Origin of the sequence: Uliginosibacterium sediminicola (assembly GCF_039631295.1) — a bacterium.
Classification (GTDB): domain Bacteria; phylum Pseudomonadota; class Gammaproteobacteria; order Burkholderiales; family Rhodocyclaceae; genus Viridibacterium; species Viridibacterium sediminicola.
In genome coordinates this window covers 483,502-498,483 of the sequence record NZ_JBDIVE010000001.1, presented here as the reverse complement: position 1 = coordinate 498,483, position 14,982 = coordinate 483,502, and the positions used below count along the sequence as shown (strand labels likewise).

The 14,982-nt window shown below is 63.2% G+C and carries 13 protein-coding genes; 8 read left to right on the top strand and 5 right to left on the bottom strand.

The window, feature by feature from the left end:
- Positions 1 to 11: 11 nt before the first annotated feature.
- Entirely contained in the window at positions 12 to 2,141 is a 2,130-nt protein-coding gene (gene fusA, locus ABDB84_RS02335; protein WP_345918066.1) for an elongation factor G, read from the top strand.
- Between the two features lie 166 nt (positions 2,142 to 2,307).
- On the opposite strand, the gene ABDB84_RS02330 is transcribed toward fusA, so the two are convergent.
- The 4 genes from ABDB84_RS02330 to ABDB84_RS02315 form a co-directional block, all read right to left on the bottom strand.
- Positions 2,308 to 4,254 carry a PhoX family protein gene (locus tag ABDB84_RS02330; protein WP_345918065.1) on the bottom strand — a complete coding sequence of 649 codons (1,947 nt, stop codon included), beginning with the start codon at positions 4,252 to 4,254 and terminating at the stop codon, positions 2,308 to 2,310.
- A 141-nt stretch (positions 4,255 to 4,395) separates the two neighbouring features.
- Positions 4,396 to 5,688, bottom strand: a complete 1,293-nt coding sequence (locus ABDB84_RS02325; RefSeq protein ID WP_345918064.1) for a HAMP domain-containing sensor histidine kinase — start codon at positions 5,686 to 5,688, stop codon at positions 4,396 to 4,398.
- Complete coding sequence (locus tag ABDB84_RS02320; RefSeq protein WP_345918063.1) at positions 5,685 to 6,488, bottom strand: response regulator; 804 nt, start codon at positions 6,486 to 6,488, stop codon at positions 5,685 to 5,687. The genes ABDB84_RS02325 and ABDB84_RS02320 overlap by 4 nt, the downstream gene beginning before the upstream one ends.
- Positions 6,489 to 6,493: 5 nt before the next feature.
- Entirely contained in the window at positions 6,494 to 7,027 is a 534-nt protein-coding gene (locus tag ABDB84_RS02315) for a hypothetical protein (protein ID WP_345918062.1), read from the bottom strand.
- A gap of 200 nt (positions 7,028 to 7,227) precedes the next feature.
- Here ABDB84_RS02315 and alc point away from each other — a divergent pair, with 200 nt between their 5' ends.
- From alc to ABDB84_RS02285, 6 genes are all read left to right on the top strand, one after another.
- Positions 7,228 to 8,235 (top strand): allantoicase, encoded by a 1,008-nt coding sequence (alc, locus tag ABDB84_RS02310; protein WP_345918061.1) that lies wholly within the window; start codon positions 7,228 to 7,230, stop codon positions 8,233 to 8,235.
- Between the two features lies 1 nt (position 8,236).
- Positions 8,237 to 8,734, top strand: a complete 498-nt coding sequence (locus tag ABDB84_RS02305) for an ureidoglycolate lyase (protein ID WP_345918060.1) — start codon at positions 8,237 to 8,239, stop codon at positions 8,732 to 8,734.
- An 82-nt stretch (positions 8,735 to 8,816) separates the two neighbouring features.
- Positions 8,817 to 9,452 (top strand): PAQR family membrane homeostasis protein TrhA, encoded by a 636-nt coding sequence (trhA, locus tag ABDB84_RS02300; protein ID WP_345918059.1) that lies wholly within the window; start codon positions 8,817 to 8,819, stop codon positions 9,450 to 9,452.
- 221 nt (positions 9,453 to 9,673) lie between these two features.
- Positions 9,674 to 10,342, top strand: coding sequence for a cysteine hydrolase family protein (locus ABDB84_RS02295; protein WP_345918058.1), 669 nt, complete (start codon positions 9,674 to 9,676; stop codon positions 10,340 to 10,342).
- A 74-nt stretch (positions 10,343 to 10,416) separates the two neighbouring features.
- Positions 10,417 to 11,988, top strand: a complete 1,572-nt coding sequence (locus tag ABDB84_RS02290) for a hypothetical protein (RefSeq protein WP_345918057.1) — start codon at positions 10,417 to 10,419, stop codon at positions 11,986 to 11,988.
- A 130-nt stretch (positions 11,989 to 12,118) separates the two neighbouring features.
- A complete protein-coding gene (locus ABDB84_RS02285) occupies positions 12,119 to 12,871 on the top strand; it encodes a SprT-like domain-containing protein (RefSeq protein WP_345918056.1) in 753 nt (250 codons plus the stop codon).
- On the opposite strand, the gene ABDB84_RS02280 is transcribed toward ABDB84_RS02285, so the two are convergent.
- Positions 12,868 to 13,779, bottom strand: a complete 912-nt coding sequence (locus ABDB84_RS02280; protein WP_345918055.1) for a LysR family transcriptional regulator — start codon at positions 13,777 to 13,779, stop codon at positions 12,868 to 12,870. The two genes, ABDB84_RS02285 and ABDB84_RS02280, sit on opposite strands and share 4 nt — an antisense overlap.
- A 131-nt stretch (positions 13,780 to 13,910) precedes the next feature.
- Between ABDB84_RS02280 and ABDB84_RS02275 the strand changes: the two genes are divergently transcribed.
- Positions 13,911 to 14,696, top strand: a complete 786-nt coding sequence (locus tag ABDB84_RS02275; RefSeq protein ID WP_345918054.1) for an SDR family NAD(P)-dependent oxidoreductase — start codon at positions 13,911 to 13,913, stop codon at positions 14,694 to 14,696.
- The last annotated feature ends 286 nt before the right edge of the window (positions 14,697 to 14,982 follow it).

The window sequence follows — 14,982 nt, the reverse complement described above, 5'->3', positions numbered from 1 at the left end:
AAGGCATCACCATGGCAAGGCAGAAGGCTCTCAGTCTTTATCGCAACATCGGGATCATCGCGCACATCGACGCTGGCAAGACCACGACCACCGAGCGCGTGCTCTACTACACCGGCAAGAAGCACCAGATCGTCGACGTGCATGACACCAAGGACGGTAAGGCCAGCACGACGACCGACTACCTGGAACAGGAACGCAAGCGCGGCATCACGATTCAGAGCGCGGCCGTGTCGACCGAGTGGAAGGGTTATCAGATCAACGTGATCGACACCCCGGGGCACGTGGACTTCACGATCGAAGTGAACCGCAGCCTGCGCGTGCTCGACGGCGCAGTCGTCGTGTTCGACGGTGTGGCAGGTGTTGAGCCGCAGACCGAAACGAACTGGCGTCTGGCCAACCAGTACAACGTTCCGCGTATGTGCTACGTGAACAAGATGGACCGCATGGGCGCCAACTTCGCCCACTGTGTGAAGGGCATCAAGGAGCGCCTGGGCGCCAACGTGATCCTCTGCCAAGTGCCGCTGGGCAGCTCCAACGAGTTCTGCGGTATGGCCGACCTGATCCACAACCAGGCCTACATCTGGAAGGAAGAAGACAAGGACAGCCCGTGGGAAACCGTGCCGCTGGAGTCGCTGCGCGAGCGCTTCAACTTCGCTGCCTCGGCTGACAACGACTGGATCGACCGCCTGCCCGAGCTGCGTCAGGAAGCGCTGGAAACCGCGCTGGCCCTCGACGACGACGCATTCATGAACTTCGTGGAAACCGGCGAATACGATCCGGCCCAGCTCAAGCAGCTGATCCGCAAAGGCACCGTGTCGGGCAAGACCGTTCCCGTGTTCTGCGGCTCCTCGTTCAAGAACAAGGGTGTGCAACACCTGCTCGACGCCGTTGTCGATTACATGCCCTACCCGGGCGAGAACGGCGGCATCTCGATGGTGGACCCGGACGGTAACTCGATCGGCACGCAGGAAGTGACCGACGACGCACCGGCGCGCGCTCTGGCCTTCAAGGTGATCAACGACCAGTTCGGCACGCTGACCTTCATCCGCGTCTATTCGGGCGTGATCAAGAAGGGCGACACCCTGCTCAACGTCACGCGTGACAAGAAGGAACGTATCGGCCGTATCGTTGAAGTGCAGGCCAACGTCATGAAGGACATCGAAGAAGCACGCGCTGGCGACATCTGCGCGCTGGTCTCGATGAAGGATACGGAAACCGGTGACACGCTGTCCGATCCGGCTCACCCGCAACTGCTCGAACGTATGCGCTTCCCGGATCCGGTGATCAGCGTGTCGGTCGAACCGAAGACCCGTGGCGACATCGACAAGATGTCCACCGCTCTCTACAAGATGGCCAAGGCTGACCCCTCGCTGCGCCTCGAAGTGGACAAGGAAACCGGCCAGACCGTGCTGCGCGGCATGGGCGAGCTGCACCTTGAAATCACCATCGACCGTATGCGTACCGAGCTGGGCGTCGAAGCCAACATGGGCAAGCCGAAGGTCAGCTTCCGTGAAGCTTTCGGTGGTCCGGTCGAGCACATCTACACGCACAAGAAGCAATCCGGTGGTTCGGGTCAGTTCGCTGAAGTGAAGATGATCTTCGAACCGCTGCCGGTTGGTAGCGGCATCGAGTTCTCCGACGAAGTCACCGGTGGTCGCGTGCCGCGCGAATACATCCCGGCCGTCGAGCACGCCATCCGCACCGAATCGAAGTTCGGTCAGGTCGCTGGCTACGAAGTCGTCGACTTCAAGGCTCGCCTCGTCGATGGCAAGTTCCACGATGTTGACTCGTCGGCACTGGCCTTCGAAATCGCCGGCAAGGGCTGCTTCCGCGAAGCACACAAGATGAGCAAGCCGAAGCTGCTGGAACCGACGATGAAGATCGAAGTGGTGACCGAGTCCGAGTACCTCGGCGACGTCATCGGCGACATCAACCGTCGTCGTGGTCAGGTGATCGACCAAGGCCAGAAGGGCCCGAGCGCCTTCGTGCAAGGCTATGTGCCGCTGGCTGAAATGTTCGGCTACATCAACTTCCTGCGTTCCGCGACCAGCGGCCGTGGCACCTTCACGATGGAATTCGACCATTACGATGAAGTGCCGGCAGGTATGGTGGCCAAGCTGATCGAAAAGGAAACCAAGTAAGCTTTTCAGTTCGCCCTGCGGGGCGACTGCGAGCGATCAAACGGCCGTCACGCGCAAGCGTGGCGGCCGTTTTTCTTGGCCTGTCAGGCTTGCTGAGGGGTGATGGCGGACGTGAAAACGGGGCCATCAGGCCCCGTTTGTGTGCTGCTGTGTCGAGCCTGGTGGTTTAGGCCTTGGGCATGCCGGTCAGGTAGCCGACGGCCGCGCCGAAGCGATCCTTGTAGTTGGCGCGGATCAGCGGGTCCAGCGTCGCCTGCACCTTGCTGTGGATCGAGCCCCAGTCACCCGCGTGCTGGAAGTTGCTCATGATGTAGGTCCAGCCGTTGACTTCATCGACTGCGTGCAGGCCGGTCGACTCGCCGCCCGCGGGGATCGACATGATGCGCGAGAGCACCTTGGTGTCGACGTTGTAGGCCCACAGGAAGTTATTGACGTGGGTGCTGCTGTCTTCGCCGATGAACAGGGTGCGCAGCTTTTCGGAGAACTTGAGGTTGTCCGGGCAGCCGATCTTGTCGGGGTTGGCGGTATTGCCCAGTGCGTCGGCCGTGGCGAGGTCTTCGCCGATCAGCAGGCAGCTGGTCTGCATCGGCACCCACTCGCTGTTGATGGCAGTGCCGCTGGTGTCCTTCTGGCCGCCGCCCAGTTTGTGCGCCAGCACGCCGCCGGCGACCACCGCCTTGTCGATGGCGATACCCAGCGCGGCATTGTTGGCGGCATTGCCCTTGACCATTGCCGACTGCATGTTCTGCAGCGCCGAGTAGGCGATCTTGTCCTTGATGTTGAGCGTGGTGCCTTCCATCTTGGTGAAGGACATGGTGCCGCCCATCAGATTGGCGTAGCGGTGGGTTTCGAGGAAGGCGGCGGCCTTTTCCATGCCGGTCTTGAGCTTGACCCAGTGTGCCGCGCCGTCCAGATACATCTTGGTGTAGCTACTGTCAGCCGGATCGGTCTTCACCGAAGTGAGGATGTCGCTGGGTTTGAGCGTATTGGCGAGGTTCTGGATTTCAGCGCTGGTGGCGCTGCCAAGCTTGATCCAGCTGAGCGGGGCCGCTGCAGCCGCCGGGTCGATGGAGAAGCCGGCGCCAACCTTGGCGACGTAGAGCGTGCCGGAGGAGAGGTCGGTCTCGCGGTCGGCCACGAACATGAACAGGCCGCCATTGGTGTAGTCGTCACCCATCAGCACGGTGCGGTTGTCAGGCATCACCTGGATCAGCTCATGCGAGATGCGGCCCATGCAGAAGTGCTTCTTGATCGAGCCCGTGCCGTCCGGATTCACCGTCACTTCCGGCAGATGGCCGTAGTGGTAGGGGTTGGCCTTGCTGGCGTCGCCGAACAGGTTCTTGCTGAAGGCCTGGAACATCGTGTTGCTGGAGATGAACTGCGCGTCCGGCTCGTATTCTTCGCTCGACAGATGGGTGCCCCAGGGCGACAGGCTGGCGCCGCAGGTGATCCACAGCCCGTTGACCGAGGAAGTGTCGACATTGTGGTACTTCACCAGGCTCAGATTGCCGGTGGCCGGGTCCTGGTCCAGGGTCAGCACGGCGATGGGCGAGGGCAGCAGGCCGTACATCGAGGCCAGGCTCTGGTCACGTGTGGTGTATTCGAATTGCACCACGGCGAAGACCGTATTGCCCTTGACGCCAGTGACCGTCGGCTTGGGCAGGGTCAGCAGCGAGGAACCGTCCGGGCTGTCCGAGTAGAACTGGCGCTCCTTGCCGGCGACCGAGTTGTCCATGATCGGCTTGTTGTTGATGTCGTAGTAGCCGCCAGCGAGGATGGTGCCGCCCTTGCCGTCAGACACCAGATCGCCGGTGACGAAGAAGGGCTGGTACTTCAGCGCGTAGCTTTGCTTGCTGCCATTGCTATAGCTCACCACGAGGGTGGATTTCACCGTGGTGGTCGCCATCTCTGCCGGCACGGCCAGGCTGGGCGCATCCATCGAGGTGAAGGCGACCGAGCTGATGGTCGGTGCGCTACTGCTGGCGGCTGCTTCCGTGCCGTCACCGGCACAGGCGCTGAGCAGGGTGGCGGCACTGCCGACACCGGCCAGTGGAAGCAAGGGCGCACCGGTGATGAATTTCAGGGCGGCGCGGCGTGATTGATTATGTTCCATGGGCTTCTCTCTCTAGGTAGGCCGCTGAGCGAAGCATTGCTTCGGGCGGCACGGTCGGATCTTGAGCGAGCCATGCTGCCTGCCGAATGTGACAGCGGTATAGCGCTGGCGTGCAGCAAATGCAGAGAGAGAGAGAATGACTCAGGCGGGCAGGCTCAGTTCGAAGCAGGCGCCGCCACCTGGGCGTGCCAGGCAACGCACATCGCCGCCGTGCAGGCGCGCAATGCGGCGCACCAGGGCGAGGCCATAGCCGCTGCCTTCGCCTCGCTCGGCACTGCCGGCCAGGCGGTAGAAGGGTTCGAAGATCCGCTCGCGCTCCGCTTCCGGGATGCCCGGACCACGGTCGAGCACGCGCAGGCTGATCTGTTCGGCGGTGCTGCGCCTGACTTCCAGCTCGACGCTGCTGGCCGGGGCGTAGCGGGCTGCATTGTCGAGCAGGTTGCGGATGAGGTGACGCAGCAGGCGCTGATCGGCCTGCACACAGATCGCTTCACCGCTGACCTGCGCACCGCTGCGCGCGGCTTCCTCTGCTGCCAGGCCGAGCAGGTCGAGCTGCACCCGTTCCAGACGCGGGCTGTCATCGGCCAGGCGGCTGGCCAGCAGCAGATCGCCGATCAAGGCATCCAGCTCGGCGATGTCGTGGGCAACTTGTCGGTGCAGATCAGGCCGGCCCTGGCCGGTGCTGCTGGCCGATTCCTCAAGCAGATCCATGGCCATGCGGATGCGCGCCAGCGGTGAGCGGAGTTCGTGCGAGGCGGCGGCCAGCATGGCGCGCTGGCTGTTGACGAGGCTTTCGATGCGCTCGGCAGCCTGGTTGAAGCGGCGCGCCAGCTCGGCCACTTCATCGCGACCATCGATGCTCATGCGGGTCGCCAGCTTGCCCTCACCCCAGGCATCGGCCTGTCTCTGCAGACGTTCCAGGCGCCGCGTCAGGCGCCGCGCGACCGGCCAGGTGCCGAGGGCAATGAGCAGGGCAAACGCAGCGATCCACAAGGCAATGCTTGAACGGGGGGCTCCCCAGCGCAAGAGCAGCAGACGTCCGTCGGGCAAGGGCAGCAGGTGCTCGAATCGATGCTGACTGCTTTTCACGTCAGCATTCAATTGCGTCGGCAAGGGAGGGCCAGACTGTGCGATGCGCGCACCGCGGGCGTCATACAGTGCCGCGCTGCCGTGCACCAGGGCGGCGAGGTTGGCGAGTGTGGCGCCTTGTGCGGCAGCGCTTTCATGCGCGGGCAGCAGGCGGGTCAACAAGGGGACGAGGTGGCTGCTGATGTGTGACTCATCCGGATCATCCAGATGCGAGAAGATCAGCGCTGCGATACAGCACACCAGCAATACGACGGCCATCACGCTGAAGAAAATCTGGCGATAGAGCGGATGGCGCACGAAGTGGTGGTGTTCATGCCAGCGGCGGAATGCGCGCAGCCGGCTCATGCCATGTCATCCTGTTTTTGCGCGAAGACGTATCCCGCGCCGCGTACGGTGAGAATGCGTTGCGGATGCCGGGCATCGTCTTCAATCGCGGCGCGGATGCGCGAGATATGCACATCGATTGAGCGGTCGAAGGCTTCCAGGGTGTCGCCGCGTGCCAGCTCCAGCAGGGCTTCGCGTGACAATACGCGGCCCGGGTGGGTGGCCAGCGCCCAGAGCAGGGAGAACTGGTGTGCCGTCAGTTCGCAGGCCACGCCATCGAGGCGTGCGACCAGGGCCGCCGGGTCGATCTCCAGACGCCCGAAGCGCAGACAGGCTGGCTCCTGCGGTGTCGGGCCGTGCGCCTGTGCGCGCCGCAACAAGGCGCGCAGGCGCGCCAGCAATTCGCGCGGGCTGAAGGGTTTGGCGAGGTAGTCGTCGGCGCCCAGTTCCAGCCCGACCACCTTGTCGACCTCCTCGCCGCGCGCCGTGAGCATCAGGATGGGCACGCTGCTGCGTTCGCGCAGCTGGCGGCAGAGGTCGAAGCCATCGCCGTCGGGCAGCATGGCGTCGAGAATCAGCGCGTCGAAGCGCTCCTCACGCAGGCGCTGTTCGCCCTCGCGCAGAGTGGCAGCATGGGTGACCGGCAAGGCGCGGGCACCCAGATACTCGCCGACCATCCTGGCCAGCGGCACATCGTCGTCGATCATCAGCAGGCGTTCGGCCATGATGGGATGGGTTCCGGTTGCTTGCGAGGGGTTCTCGTCCGGCCATGGTAATCCAGTCATCGCTTGCGCTCGCAGGGCGGTGTGCGGTGCTGTCATGAGGCTCAGTCCGCGCGCCAGTGGGCGAGCAGTTCGCGACGCTGGGCGGCACTCAGCACCTGACCCAGCTCGCCGAGGCTGCGCGTGAGGCTGCGTGAGCCGGCGTCGGCTTGCTGCATCATCTGGCTGCGCAGTTGTTCAAGCAAGGCGGGGTCGATGTGTTCAGCGCCCAACGCGGCTACCAGCGAAGCTTGCGCGGCGCGGTGGGCGGCGATCAGCGGTTGCAGCTCTTCGAGCATGTTGCGGGTGATGCCGCCGACCTGCACGCGCTGCGCGGGGCTGGCGTCCACCGTGTCGAGTGCGCGAGTGCTGAAGTCTTCGAGCTGTGCCTGCAGGGCCGCGGGCGTACTGGCTGCGTGGGCAAAGAAGTGCCCGCGATGCGTCTGCTGATGCCACAGTGCGAGGCCGCCGATCAGTGCCAGGATCAAACCCAGCTTGATCCAGCGGCGCGGGCCGCGACGGCAGCGCCGCGTGCCGGGGGTGCGTTCGGGCTGCTCGGTTATGGGCGTAGCGGGCGGTGTGTGCTGTTCGCTCATCATGCATTCCTTGCTCAGCCTGGATTGGCATGCTGTCCATCTTGGGCGCTGTGGCTTGCCGGCGTTTTTCGGCTGTGTAAAGAAATATGAAGTGCGCAGTGTTTTGCGCGCGCTGACAATACGGATTGGGGCATATCACTCATTGCGCACGCCGGCGGCCTGCCGCGCTATGCTCCACCCATTGCCAGCTAGGAGTACATAAAATGGCCGTTGTCGCTCTCGACCCCAACGCCCCTGATTTCACCCGTCGCTATACCAATCTTGCCGATCCGCGCCTGGGCGCGCGTGCGGTGGAGGCTAGCGACGAGTTCTTTGCCCCCAAGGATCGTCTGCTCTCGCCGGAGGAACCGGTGTTCATCGTCGGCAAGTACGACGACCACGGCAAGTGGATGGATGGCTGGGAGTCGCGCCGCAAGCGCGGCCCCGGCAACGACTGGTGCGTGGTCAAGCTGGCCCGCCCGGGACGCATCTTCGGCGTGGACATCGATACCCGCCACTTCACCGGCAACTACCCGCCGGGCGCTTCGCTCGAAGCCTGCCACAGCACCAAGGATGTGCCGGGCGCCGAGGCGCGTTGGACGCCGCTGTTGCCGGCGGTGAGCCTCAATGGCAATGCGCACCACTATCACGCGGTCTCCAGCACCGAAACCTGGACCCATGTGCGTCTGTCGATCTATCCCGATGGCGGCGTGGCTCGTCTGCGCGTGCATGGCCGGCCGAGCAGCGATACGACGATTGCCGGGGCCGAGCTGGATCTGGCGGCCGCCATCAACGGCGCCTACGTGGTCGCTGCCAACAATGAACACTTCGGCCTGGCCGGCACCCTGCTGCTGCCGGGGCGTGGCGTCAACATGGGTGATGGCTGGGAGACCCGCCGCCGCCGTGAGCCGGGCAACGACTGGTGCATCATCGCGCTGGCCGCGCCGGGCGTGATCGAGCGTGTCGAAGTCGACACGGCTTTCTTCAAGGGCAATTTCCCCGACGCCTGCTCGCTGCAGGCAGCGCGTATGAACGGTGGCACCGAGCAGTCGCTGATCACCCAGAGCATGTTCTGGCCCGAGCTGCTGCCGTCGCAAAAGCTTGCCGCCGATGCCATCCTCAGCTTCGACCAGCTCGCTGCGCTGGGGCCGGTGACGCACGTGCGCTTCAACATCTTCCCGGACGGCGGGGTCAGCCGACTGCGCCTCTTTGGCAAGGTTGCCGGGAGCTGAGATGAGTGTCGAGCTTGCCGTCGAAGTCCTCACGGCAGAGGCCTTCGCGCCTTTTGGCGACGTCATCGAAGCCAGCGATGCAGTGCGCCACTTCACCATCAATGGCGGCAACACCGAGCGTTTCCACGATCTGGCGCGGCTGGAGCCGGGCGCGGACGGGCGTGTCATCGTCAGCATCTTCCGTGGCCTGCCGCGTGCGCTGCCCTTTACGGTGAGCATGATGGAGCGCCATCCGCGTGCTTCGCAGGCCTTCATGCCGCTGGGCGCTCGGCCTTATCTGGTGGTGGTGGCGCCGCCGGGTGAGGCGCCGACCGCGCATACCTTGCGCTGCTTCCTCGCCGAGGCAGGGCAGGGCGTGAACTATGCGCCGGGCACCTGGCATCATCCCTTGCTGGCCTTGCAGGCGGTCAGTGATTTTCTGGTGCTCGACCGCAGCGGGCCCGGGGACAACTGCGACGAAGTGACGCTCGATCCGCTGGCCCACATTCCTGCGTATTGAGCGTGGCGCGCGCACGGCTGCGGAACGTTGCCGGCCGCGCCGGGGTCGAACCGGCTTTGCAGCGGAGAAGGAGATGTTGCCGATGATCGAACGCAGCCAGACCCTGGGCGAGGAGATCGCCAATAGCGTCAGTCACGGGCTCGGCCTGCTCGCCGCGCTGATTGCCGTGCCCTTCCTGATTGTGGCGAGCAGCGCCTTGAGTGCGGCCAATATCGTCGGTGCCTGCGTGTTCGCCGCCAGCATGCTGCTGCTCTACACCAGCTCGACGATCTATCACGCCCTGCCCGCCGGTCGCGCCAAGCGCGTGTTCATGAAGCTCGATCATGGCGCGATCTACATCTTCATCGCCGGCAGCTACACGCCTTTTGCGCTGGGCGCGCTGGGTGGCCCCTGGGGCTGGACCCTGTTCGGCATCGTCTGGGCGCTGGCGGTATTCGGCATCACCCTCAAGGCCTTCAATCGCCTGGGCAGCCAGTGGCTGTCGACCGGGCTTTATCTGGCCATGGGCTGGTTGGTGCTGATCGCGGCGGTGCCGCTGGTACGCCATGTCGCCATGCCGGGCATTGCCCTGCTGGTGGCTGGTGGGCTGGCGTATTCGGCCGGCGTGGTGTTCTTCGTGCTCGATTCACGCATCCGCTACGCCCACGCCATCTGGCATTGCTTTGTGATCGCTGGTACGGCCTGCCATTTCTTCGCCGTGCTCGGCTACGCCGCCTGAACCCTGCCGGCGGCATGTGCCGCTTTCGTGCAGCGGCAGGCTCGCCGCACCAGCGCTGAGCAGTCGACAGCGTGTCCGCTGCCGCTAAAAAAGCCGACGCGCAGGGCGCTACACGGCGGGTGGCGCGGCCTGTGCTGGCTTGTCGACATTCTTGTATGCAAGTGGTTCGAGATTTGCTTTGATCTCTCCGGCGGTGTTTTGCCGCAATGCTGGAGAGCTTGATGGCCACTGTTTTGATCGACGCCAAGCCGGATCCGATAAGCGTCGACCCCGCTCGCACTGCGCTGATCGTGATCGACATGCAGCGCGATTTCCTGCTGCCGGGTGGCTTTGGCGAGTCGCTGGGCAATGATGTGTCCCTGCTGCAGGCAGCTGTCGAGCCGATCAAGGCGCTGCTGGATGCCGCACGGCGTCGGCAGATGCTGGTCATCCATACCCGTGAAGGGCATCGTCCGGATCTGGCGGATGCGCCGCGCGCCAAGATCGAACGCGGCGCGCCGAGCAAGCGCATCGGCGACAGCGGGCCGATGGGCCGCATCCTGATCCGTGGCGAGCCGGGTCAGGACATCATCCCCGAACTCTATCCACTGCCTGGCGAGCCGGTCATCGACAAGCCGGGCAAGGGCGCTTTCTACGCCACCGACCTGCTCAACATCCTGCGCAATCGCGACATCGAAGCGCTGATCGTCTGCGGCGTCACCACCGAAGTCTGCGTGCACACCACGGTGCGCGAGGCGAATGACCGCGGCTATCGCTGCATCGTGCCGGGCGACTGCTGCGCCTCCTACTTTCCGGAGTTTCATGAGATGGGCCTGCGCATGATCAGTGCGCAGGGCGGGATCTTTGGCTGGGTGTCGGACGCCGGGAGGATTTGCGCCGCGCTGGGCTGAGGACAGGGATCAACACGGGCATCCGCACGCCAGATGCGGGGGCTTCAACAGGGAGAGCTGCGATGAGTGATGCAATGTTTAAACCCAAGCTATGGACGCCTGGGGACTGGAACGCGCTGTTTGGCTTTGGCACCAATATCCTGGTCAACATGCTGGTGCTCACCGGCCTGTTGCGCTTCGTGCTGAAAATGCCCGATGACATCGTCTTTGGCCGCATCCTGCCCGCCGTGGGCCTGATGATGTGCCTGTCCACTTTCTACTACGCCTATCTCGCCTACCAGCTGGCGAAGAAGACCGGGCGCAGCGACATCTGTGCGTTGCCCTCGGGCATCAGCGTGCCGCATATGTTCGTGGTGGTCTTCGTGATCATGTTGCCGATTGCGCTCAAGACGGGTGACCCGGTCAAGGGCTGGGAAGCCGGCCTGACCTGGGTTTTCGTGCAGAGCTTCGTGCTGATGCTGGGCGGCTTCGTTGCCCCGCTGATCCGCAAGATCACGCCGCGTGCAGCGCTGCTGGGCACGCTGGCCGGTGTGTCGATTGCCTTCATCTCGATGCGGCCGGCGGAGGAGATGTTCATCACCCCGCTGATCGGCATCGTCTGCTTCGCGATCATCGTGATCAGCTGGTTCGGTGGGGTGCGCTATTACAAAGGCATTCCTGCAGGGCTGGTGGCGATTGCTGTCGGCAGCCTGATCGCCTGGGGTTCGACGGCGCTCGGCCTCAACTACGGCGGCATGAGCAGCGGCAATGTCGTGCAAGCATTTTCGAGCTTCGGCTTCTCGGTGCCGCTGCCGGCCATCGGTCATGTGTTCTCGGGCTTCGAGTTCCTTGGCGTGATCCTCGTCACCGCGATTCCTTTCGGCATCTACGATCTGGTGGAGGCAATGGACAATGTGGAATCCGCCGCCGTCGCCGGTGACAGTTTCCCGACCACCCGCGTGCTGAGCGCCGATGGCGTGATCAGCCTGATCGGCTGCTGCATGGGCAATCCCTTCATCAATGCGGTGTACATCGGGCATCCAGGATGGAAGGCGATGGGCGGGCGTATCGGCTATTCCGCCGCGACGGGCGTGGTGGTCATCCTGCTGGCCTGGTTCGGCATCATCGCGCTGATGATGGCGCTGATTCCGGTGGTCGCCATCTCGCCGATCCTGCTCTACATCGGCATGCTGATCGGCGCGCAAGCCTTCCAGGAAACGCCTAAGAGCCACGCACCGGCGATCATCCTGGCGCTGACCCCGCACCTGGCAGCCTGGGGCAAGCTGATGATCGACAATGCACTGGGCGCAGCCGGAACCAATGCTGCCGCGGTGGGTCTGGACAAGCTGGGGCAAGTCGGCGTGCTCTACCACGGCCTCGAAGTGATGGGCGGTGGCGCCATTCTCGGCGGCCTGATGCTCGGTGCCATCGGCGTCTGCGTCATCGACCGCAATTTCATGAAGGCGGCGGGCTTTGCACTGGCTGCGGCGCTACTGACCTTCTTCGGTTTCATGCATGGCGAAGCCATTGGTGTGGCGCAAAGCCCGGTGATGGCCTTGAGTTATCTGGTGGTTGCCGGTGTGCTGGCGGGTTGCGCGAAGTTCGCGGCAGTCTCGGCCAGTCCGGCCGCAGAAGTGGAACACGGCGGGCACGCAGCGCCCGCCTGAACGAGCAGTACGCAGTAAAAAGGCGCGGGGCAGGCGAAAGCCTGCCCTTTTTTCTGCGTGCAGCCAGGTGCTGCGTCGGGTGCTGCGACGGGTGCTGCCGGTTGCGGCCAGCTTGCGGGATAATCGCAGCATGACGCCTACGCTTGAACTCTACTCCGCGCTGCAAACCGCCTTCGATCACTTCAATCGCACACTGTTCGATGGCAAGTTGCCGCAATGCCTGATCACCTTGCGCTCAGCCAGCCGCACCTACGGCTACATGCAGAAAGACCGCTTCGTCAGCGCCGAGGGCCAGCACATCGACGAGCTGGGCATCAACCCCGGCTATTTCGCCCTGCAATCCATCGAAGAAGTGATGGCGACCGTGGTGCACGAGATGGTGCATCACTGGCAGAACCACTTTGGCACGCCCTCGGCGTCGATGCCGCACAACAAGGAATGGGCCGACAAGATGGAAGCGCTGGGTCTGATGCCCAGCGACACCGGCCTGCCCGGCGGCAAGCGCACCGGCCGCAGCATGAATGACTTCATCATTCCCGACGGCCCTTTCCTGCGTGCCTGTGCCGAACTGAAAACCCTGGGCATCCGCCTGCCCTGGCTCGATAGTCGTCTGCCGGTGGCGCCGGAGGTGATGGCCAGCAAGCGCGCCGAACTGGTGAGTAGCGGGCAGGCCTTTGTCAGCGATGTGGTCGATGCGATCCCGGTCGAGCGCGCCGCAACCGCCGGCGTACCGCTGCCGGTGGCGGCCCCGGCGCCGCGCCCGCCGAGCGCCGAGAAGCTGCGCATCCGCCAGGTCTGCCCGCAGTGCAAGGCGCGCGCCTGGACGGGGCCGGAGGTCTCGCTCAGCTGCGGCGATTGTCATGTGCCGATGAGCGAGGGCTAGCTCTGCAAATGCGCTTGCATCAAGGCTGACAACCAGTTCATGAAAGCTTGTACGCGCTTGGGCAGGTGGCGGCGGTTGGCGTAGAGCAGCGAGACGGGCATGGGTGCAGCACGATAGTCGGGCAGTATGTCGATCAGCTCACCACGGGCCCACGCTGCGCTGGTGGCGAGCGTTGGTGTTTGAATGATGCCGAGTCCCGCAATGCAGGCGCCATAATATGCATCAGAGTTATTGACCGTCAGTGCTCCGGGCATGGCCAGGAAGACGCTGCGCTTGGCGTCCGAGGGATCAACGTATTCGAAGCCGGGGTCGCGCGCGCCGAGTGTGGTGACATAGTGGATCAAGCGGTGGTTCTTGAGATCGTCGGGGCTCAGCGGTGTACCGAAACGGGCGAGGTAGGCCGGGCTGGCGTAGTTGCACAGTTGGTAGTGACCGAGCGGACGCGCGACGAGACTGGAGTCACCCAGGGCGCCGACACGCAATACGCAGTCGAATCCTTCGCGCACGAGGTCGACGCGGCGGTCTGTGCTCGACAACTCGATTTCAAGTTCAGGGTGTGCGTGCAGGAATTCCGGCAACTGCGGGATCACGATGTCGCGCGCGACAGCGATGGGCATATCGACGCGCAAGCGCCCCTTGAGCGAGGCCTGCTCGTCGCGGAACAAGCCTTGCAGCTCATCCATGTCTGCCAGCAAGTCCTTGCTGCGTTCATAGAACACCTGTCCGTCCTGCGTCATCTGCACACGCCGTGTCGTGCGATGCAGCAGTCGCGTACCTAACTCACCTTCAAGTTGTTGTATCGCCATCGAGACGCTGGCTTTAGGCAGGCCCATGCTATCCGCGGCTTGTGTGAAGCTGGCTAATTCTGCGACGCGCAGGTAGATCTGCATGGCCTCGATGCGGTTCATATCGCCTCTACTGTTCAGTATTTGAAAACAGTGTAGCCAAGAATTGGCTGTTTATCGCGATTTTGTTGCTCAATAGAATGGACTCACCTCGCAGTCAGACTGCGCCACGAGTTCATTTCCAGGAGCTGAACATGAGCACCAGCACGACGCAGCAAATCACCACGAAAAAAATTGCAATCGTTACGGGCGGCAGCCGTGGCTTAGGCAAGAACACTGCATTGCATCTGGCGCGTAAGGGCGTCGACGTGATCATCACGTACCGAAGCCAGCAGGCCGAGGCCGAGGCTGTTGTGACTGAAATCGCCGCGCTGGGTGGCAAGGCGCTCGCTTTGCAACTGGACGTGGGAAACAGCAAGAGCTTTGGCGATTTCGCGGCGCAAGTGCAAGCAGCGCTCGCAACGCATTGGCAGCGTGAAAAATTTGACCATCTGGTCAACAACGCAGGCATTGGCATCTACGGAGGCATTGCAGACACGACTGAAGCGCAATTTGACGAGCTGGTGAACATCCACCTCAAAGGCACTTTTTTCCTGACGCAGGCGCTGCTGCCCCTGATCGCGGATGGCGGACGTATCGTCAATATTTCCAGCGGGCTGACACGCTTTGCCTTCCCCGGCTTTGCAGCCTATGCGTCAATGAAGGGCGCGATTGAAGTGCTGTCGCATTACATGGCTAAAGAACTGGGTGCGCGTGGTATTACCGTTAACGTTGTGGCGCCGGGCGCGATCGAAACCGATTTTGGTGGCGGTCAGGTGCGAGACAACGCACAGATGAACAGCATGATTGCTTCACTCACCGCACTGGGCAGGGTTGGCTTGCCGGATGACATTGGCGGTGCGATTTCGGCGCTGCTGTCTGAGGACAATCGCTGGGTCAACGGACAGCGTATCGAGGTGTCCGGCGGTATCTTCCTCTGAAGCTGAGCTGTCGCACGCAGGAAGGCGCGCAGCCTGACATTGACGCTGGCAGATTGCGCGCTACTAGGTTTATGCCTTGGTTATATTCTCACGTTTGATGCTAGCCACCGATGCGCAATGTGGCTGACTTGGAGGCGCTTTGTGAGCGGAGGGTGTGTGCTTGTTGCAACAAGGCCATATCGCAAGACTGATAGTGTTCATTGTTGGCGTCTCGCGCGCAGGCACCAATAGCGCACATGCCAGGCGGTCTTTTTGTGCATGCCTTCGGGTAATGGCCGCAGAGGCG

Bases quoted from the DNA above. Each gene is read 5' to 3' on its own strand.
- fusA (WP_345918066.1), top strand. From the start codon at position 12: ATGGCAAGGCAGAAGGCTCTCAGTCTTTATCGCAACATCGGGATCATC.
- ABDB84_RS02330 (WP_345918065.1), bottom strand. From the start codon at position 4,254: ATGGAACATAATCAATCACGCCGCGCCGCCCTGAAATTCATCACCGGT.
- ABDB84_RS02325 (WP_345918064.1), bottom strand. From the start codon at position 5,688: ATGAGCCGGCTGCGCGCATTCCGCCGCTGGCATGAACACCACCACTTC.
- ABDB84_RS02320 (WP_345918063.1), bottom strand. From the start codon at position 6,488: ATGACAGCACCGCACACCGCCCTGCGAGCGCAAGCGATGACTGGATTA.
- ABDB84_RS02315 (WP_345918062.1), bottom strand. From the start codon at position 7,027: ATGATGAGCGAACAGCACACACCGCCCGCTACGCCCATAACCGAGCAG.
- alc (WP_345918061.1), top strand. From the start codon at position 7,228: ATGGCCGTTGTCGCTCTCGACCCCAACGCCCCTGATTTCACCCGTCGC.
- ABDB84_RS02305 (WP_345918060.1), top strand. From the start codon at position 8,237: ATGAGTGTCGAGCTTGCCGTCGAAGTCCTCACGGCAGAGGCCTTCGCG.
- trhA (WP_345918059.1), top strand. From the start codon at position 8,817: ATGATCGAACGCAGCCAGACCCTGGGCGAGGAGATCGCCAATAGCGTC.
- ABDB84_RS02295 (WP_345918058.1), top strand. From the start codon at position 9,674: ATGGCCACTGTTTTGATCGACGCCAAGCCGGATCCGATAAGCGTCGAC.
- ABDB84_RS02290 (WP_345918057.1), top strand. From the start codon at position 10,417: ATGTTTAAACCCAAGCTATGGACGCCTGGGGACTGGAACGCGCTGTTT.
- ABDB84_RS02285 (WP_345918056.1), top strand. From the start codon at position 12,119: ATGACGCCTACGCTTGAACTCTACTCCGCGCTGCAAACCGCCTTCGAT.
- ABDB84_RS02280 (WP_345918055.1), bottom strand. From the start codon at position 13,779: ATGAACCGCATCGAGGCCATGCAGATCTACCTGCGCGTCGCAGAATTA.
- ABDB84_RS02275 (WP_345918054.1), top strand. From the start codon at position 13,911: ATGAGCACCAGCACGACGCAGCAAATCACCACGAAAAAAATTGCAATC.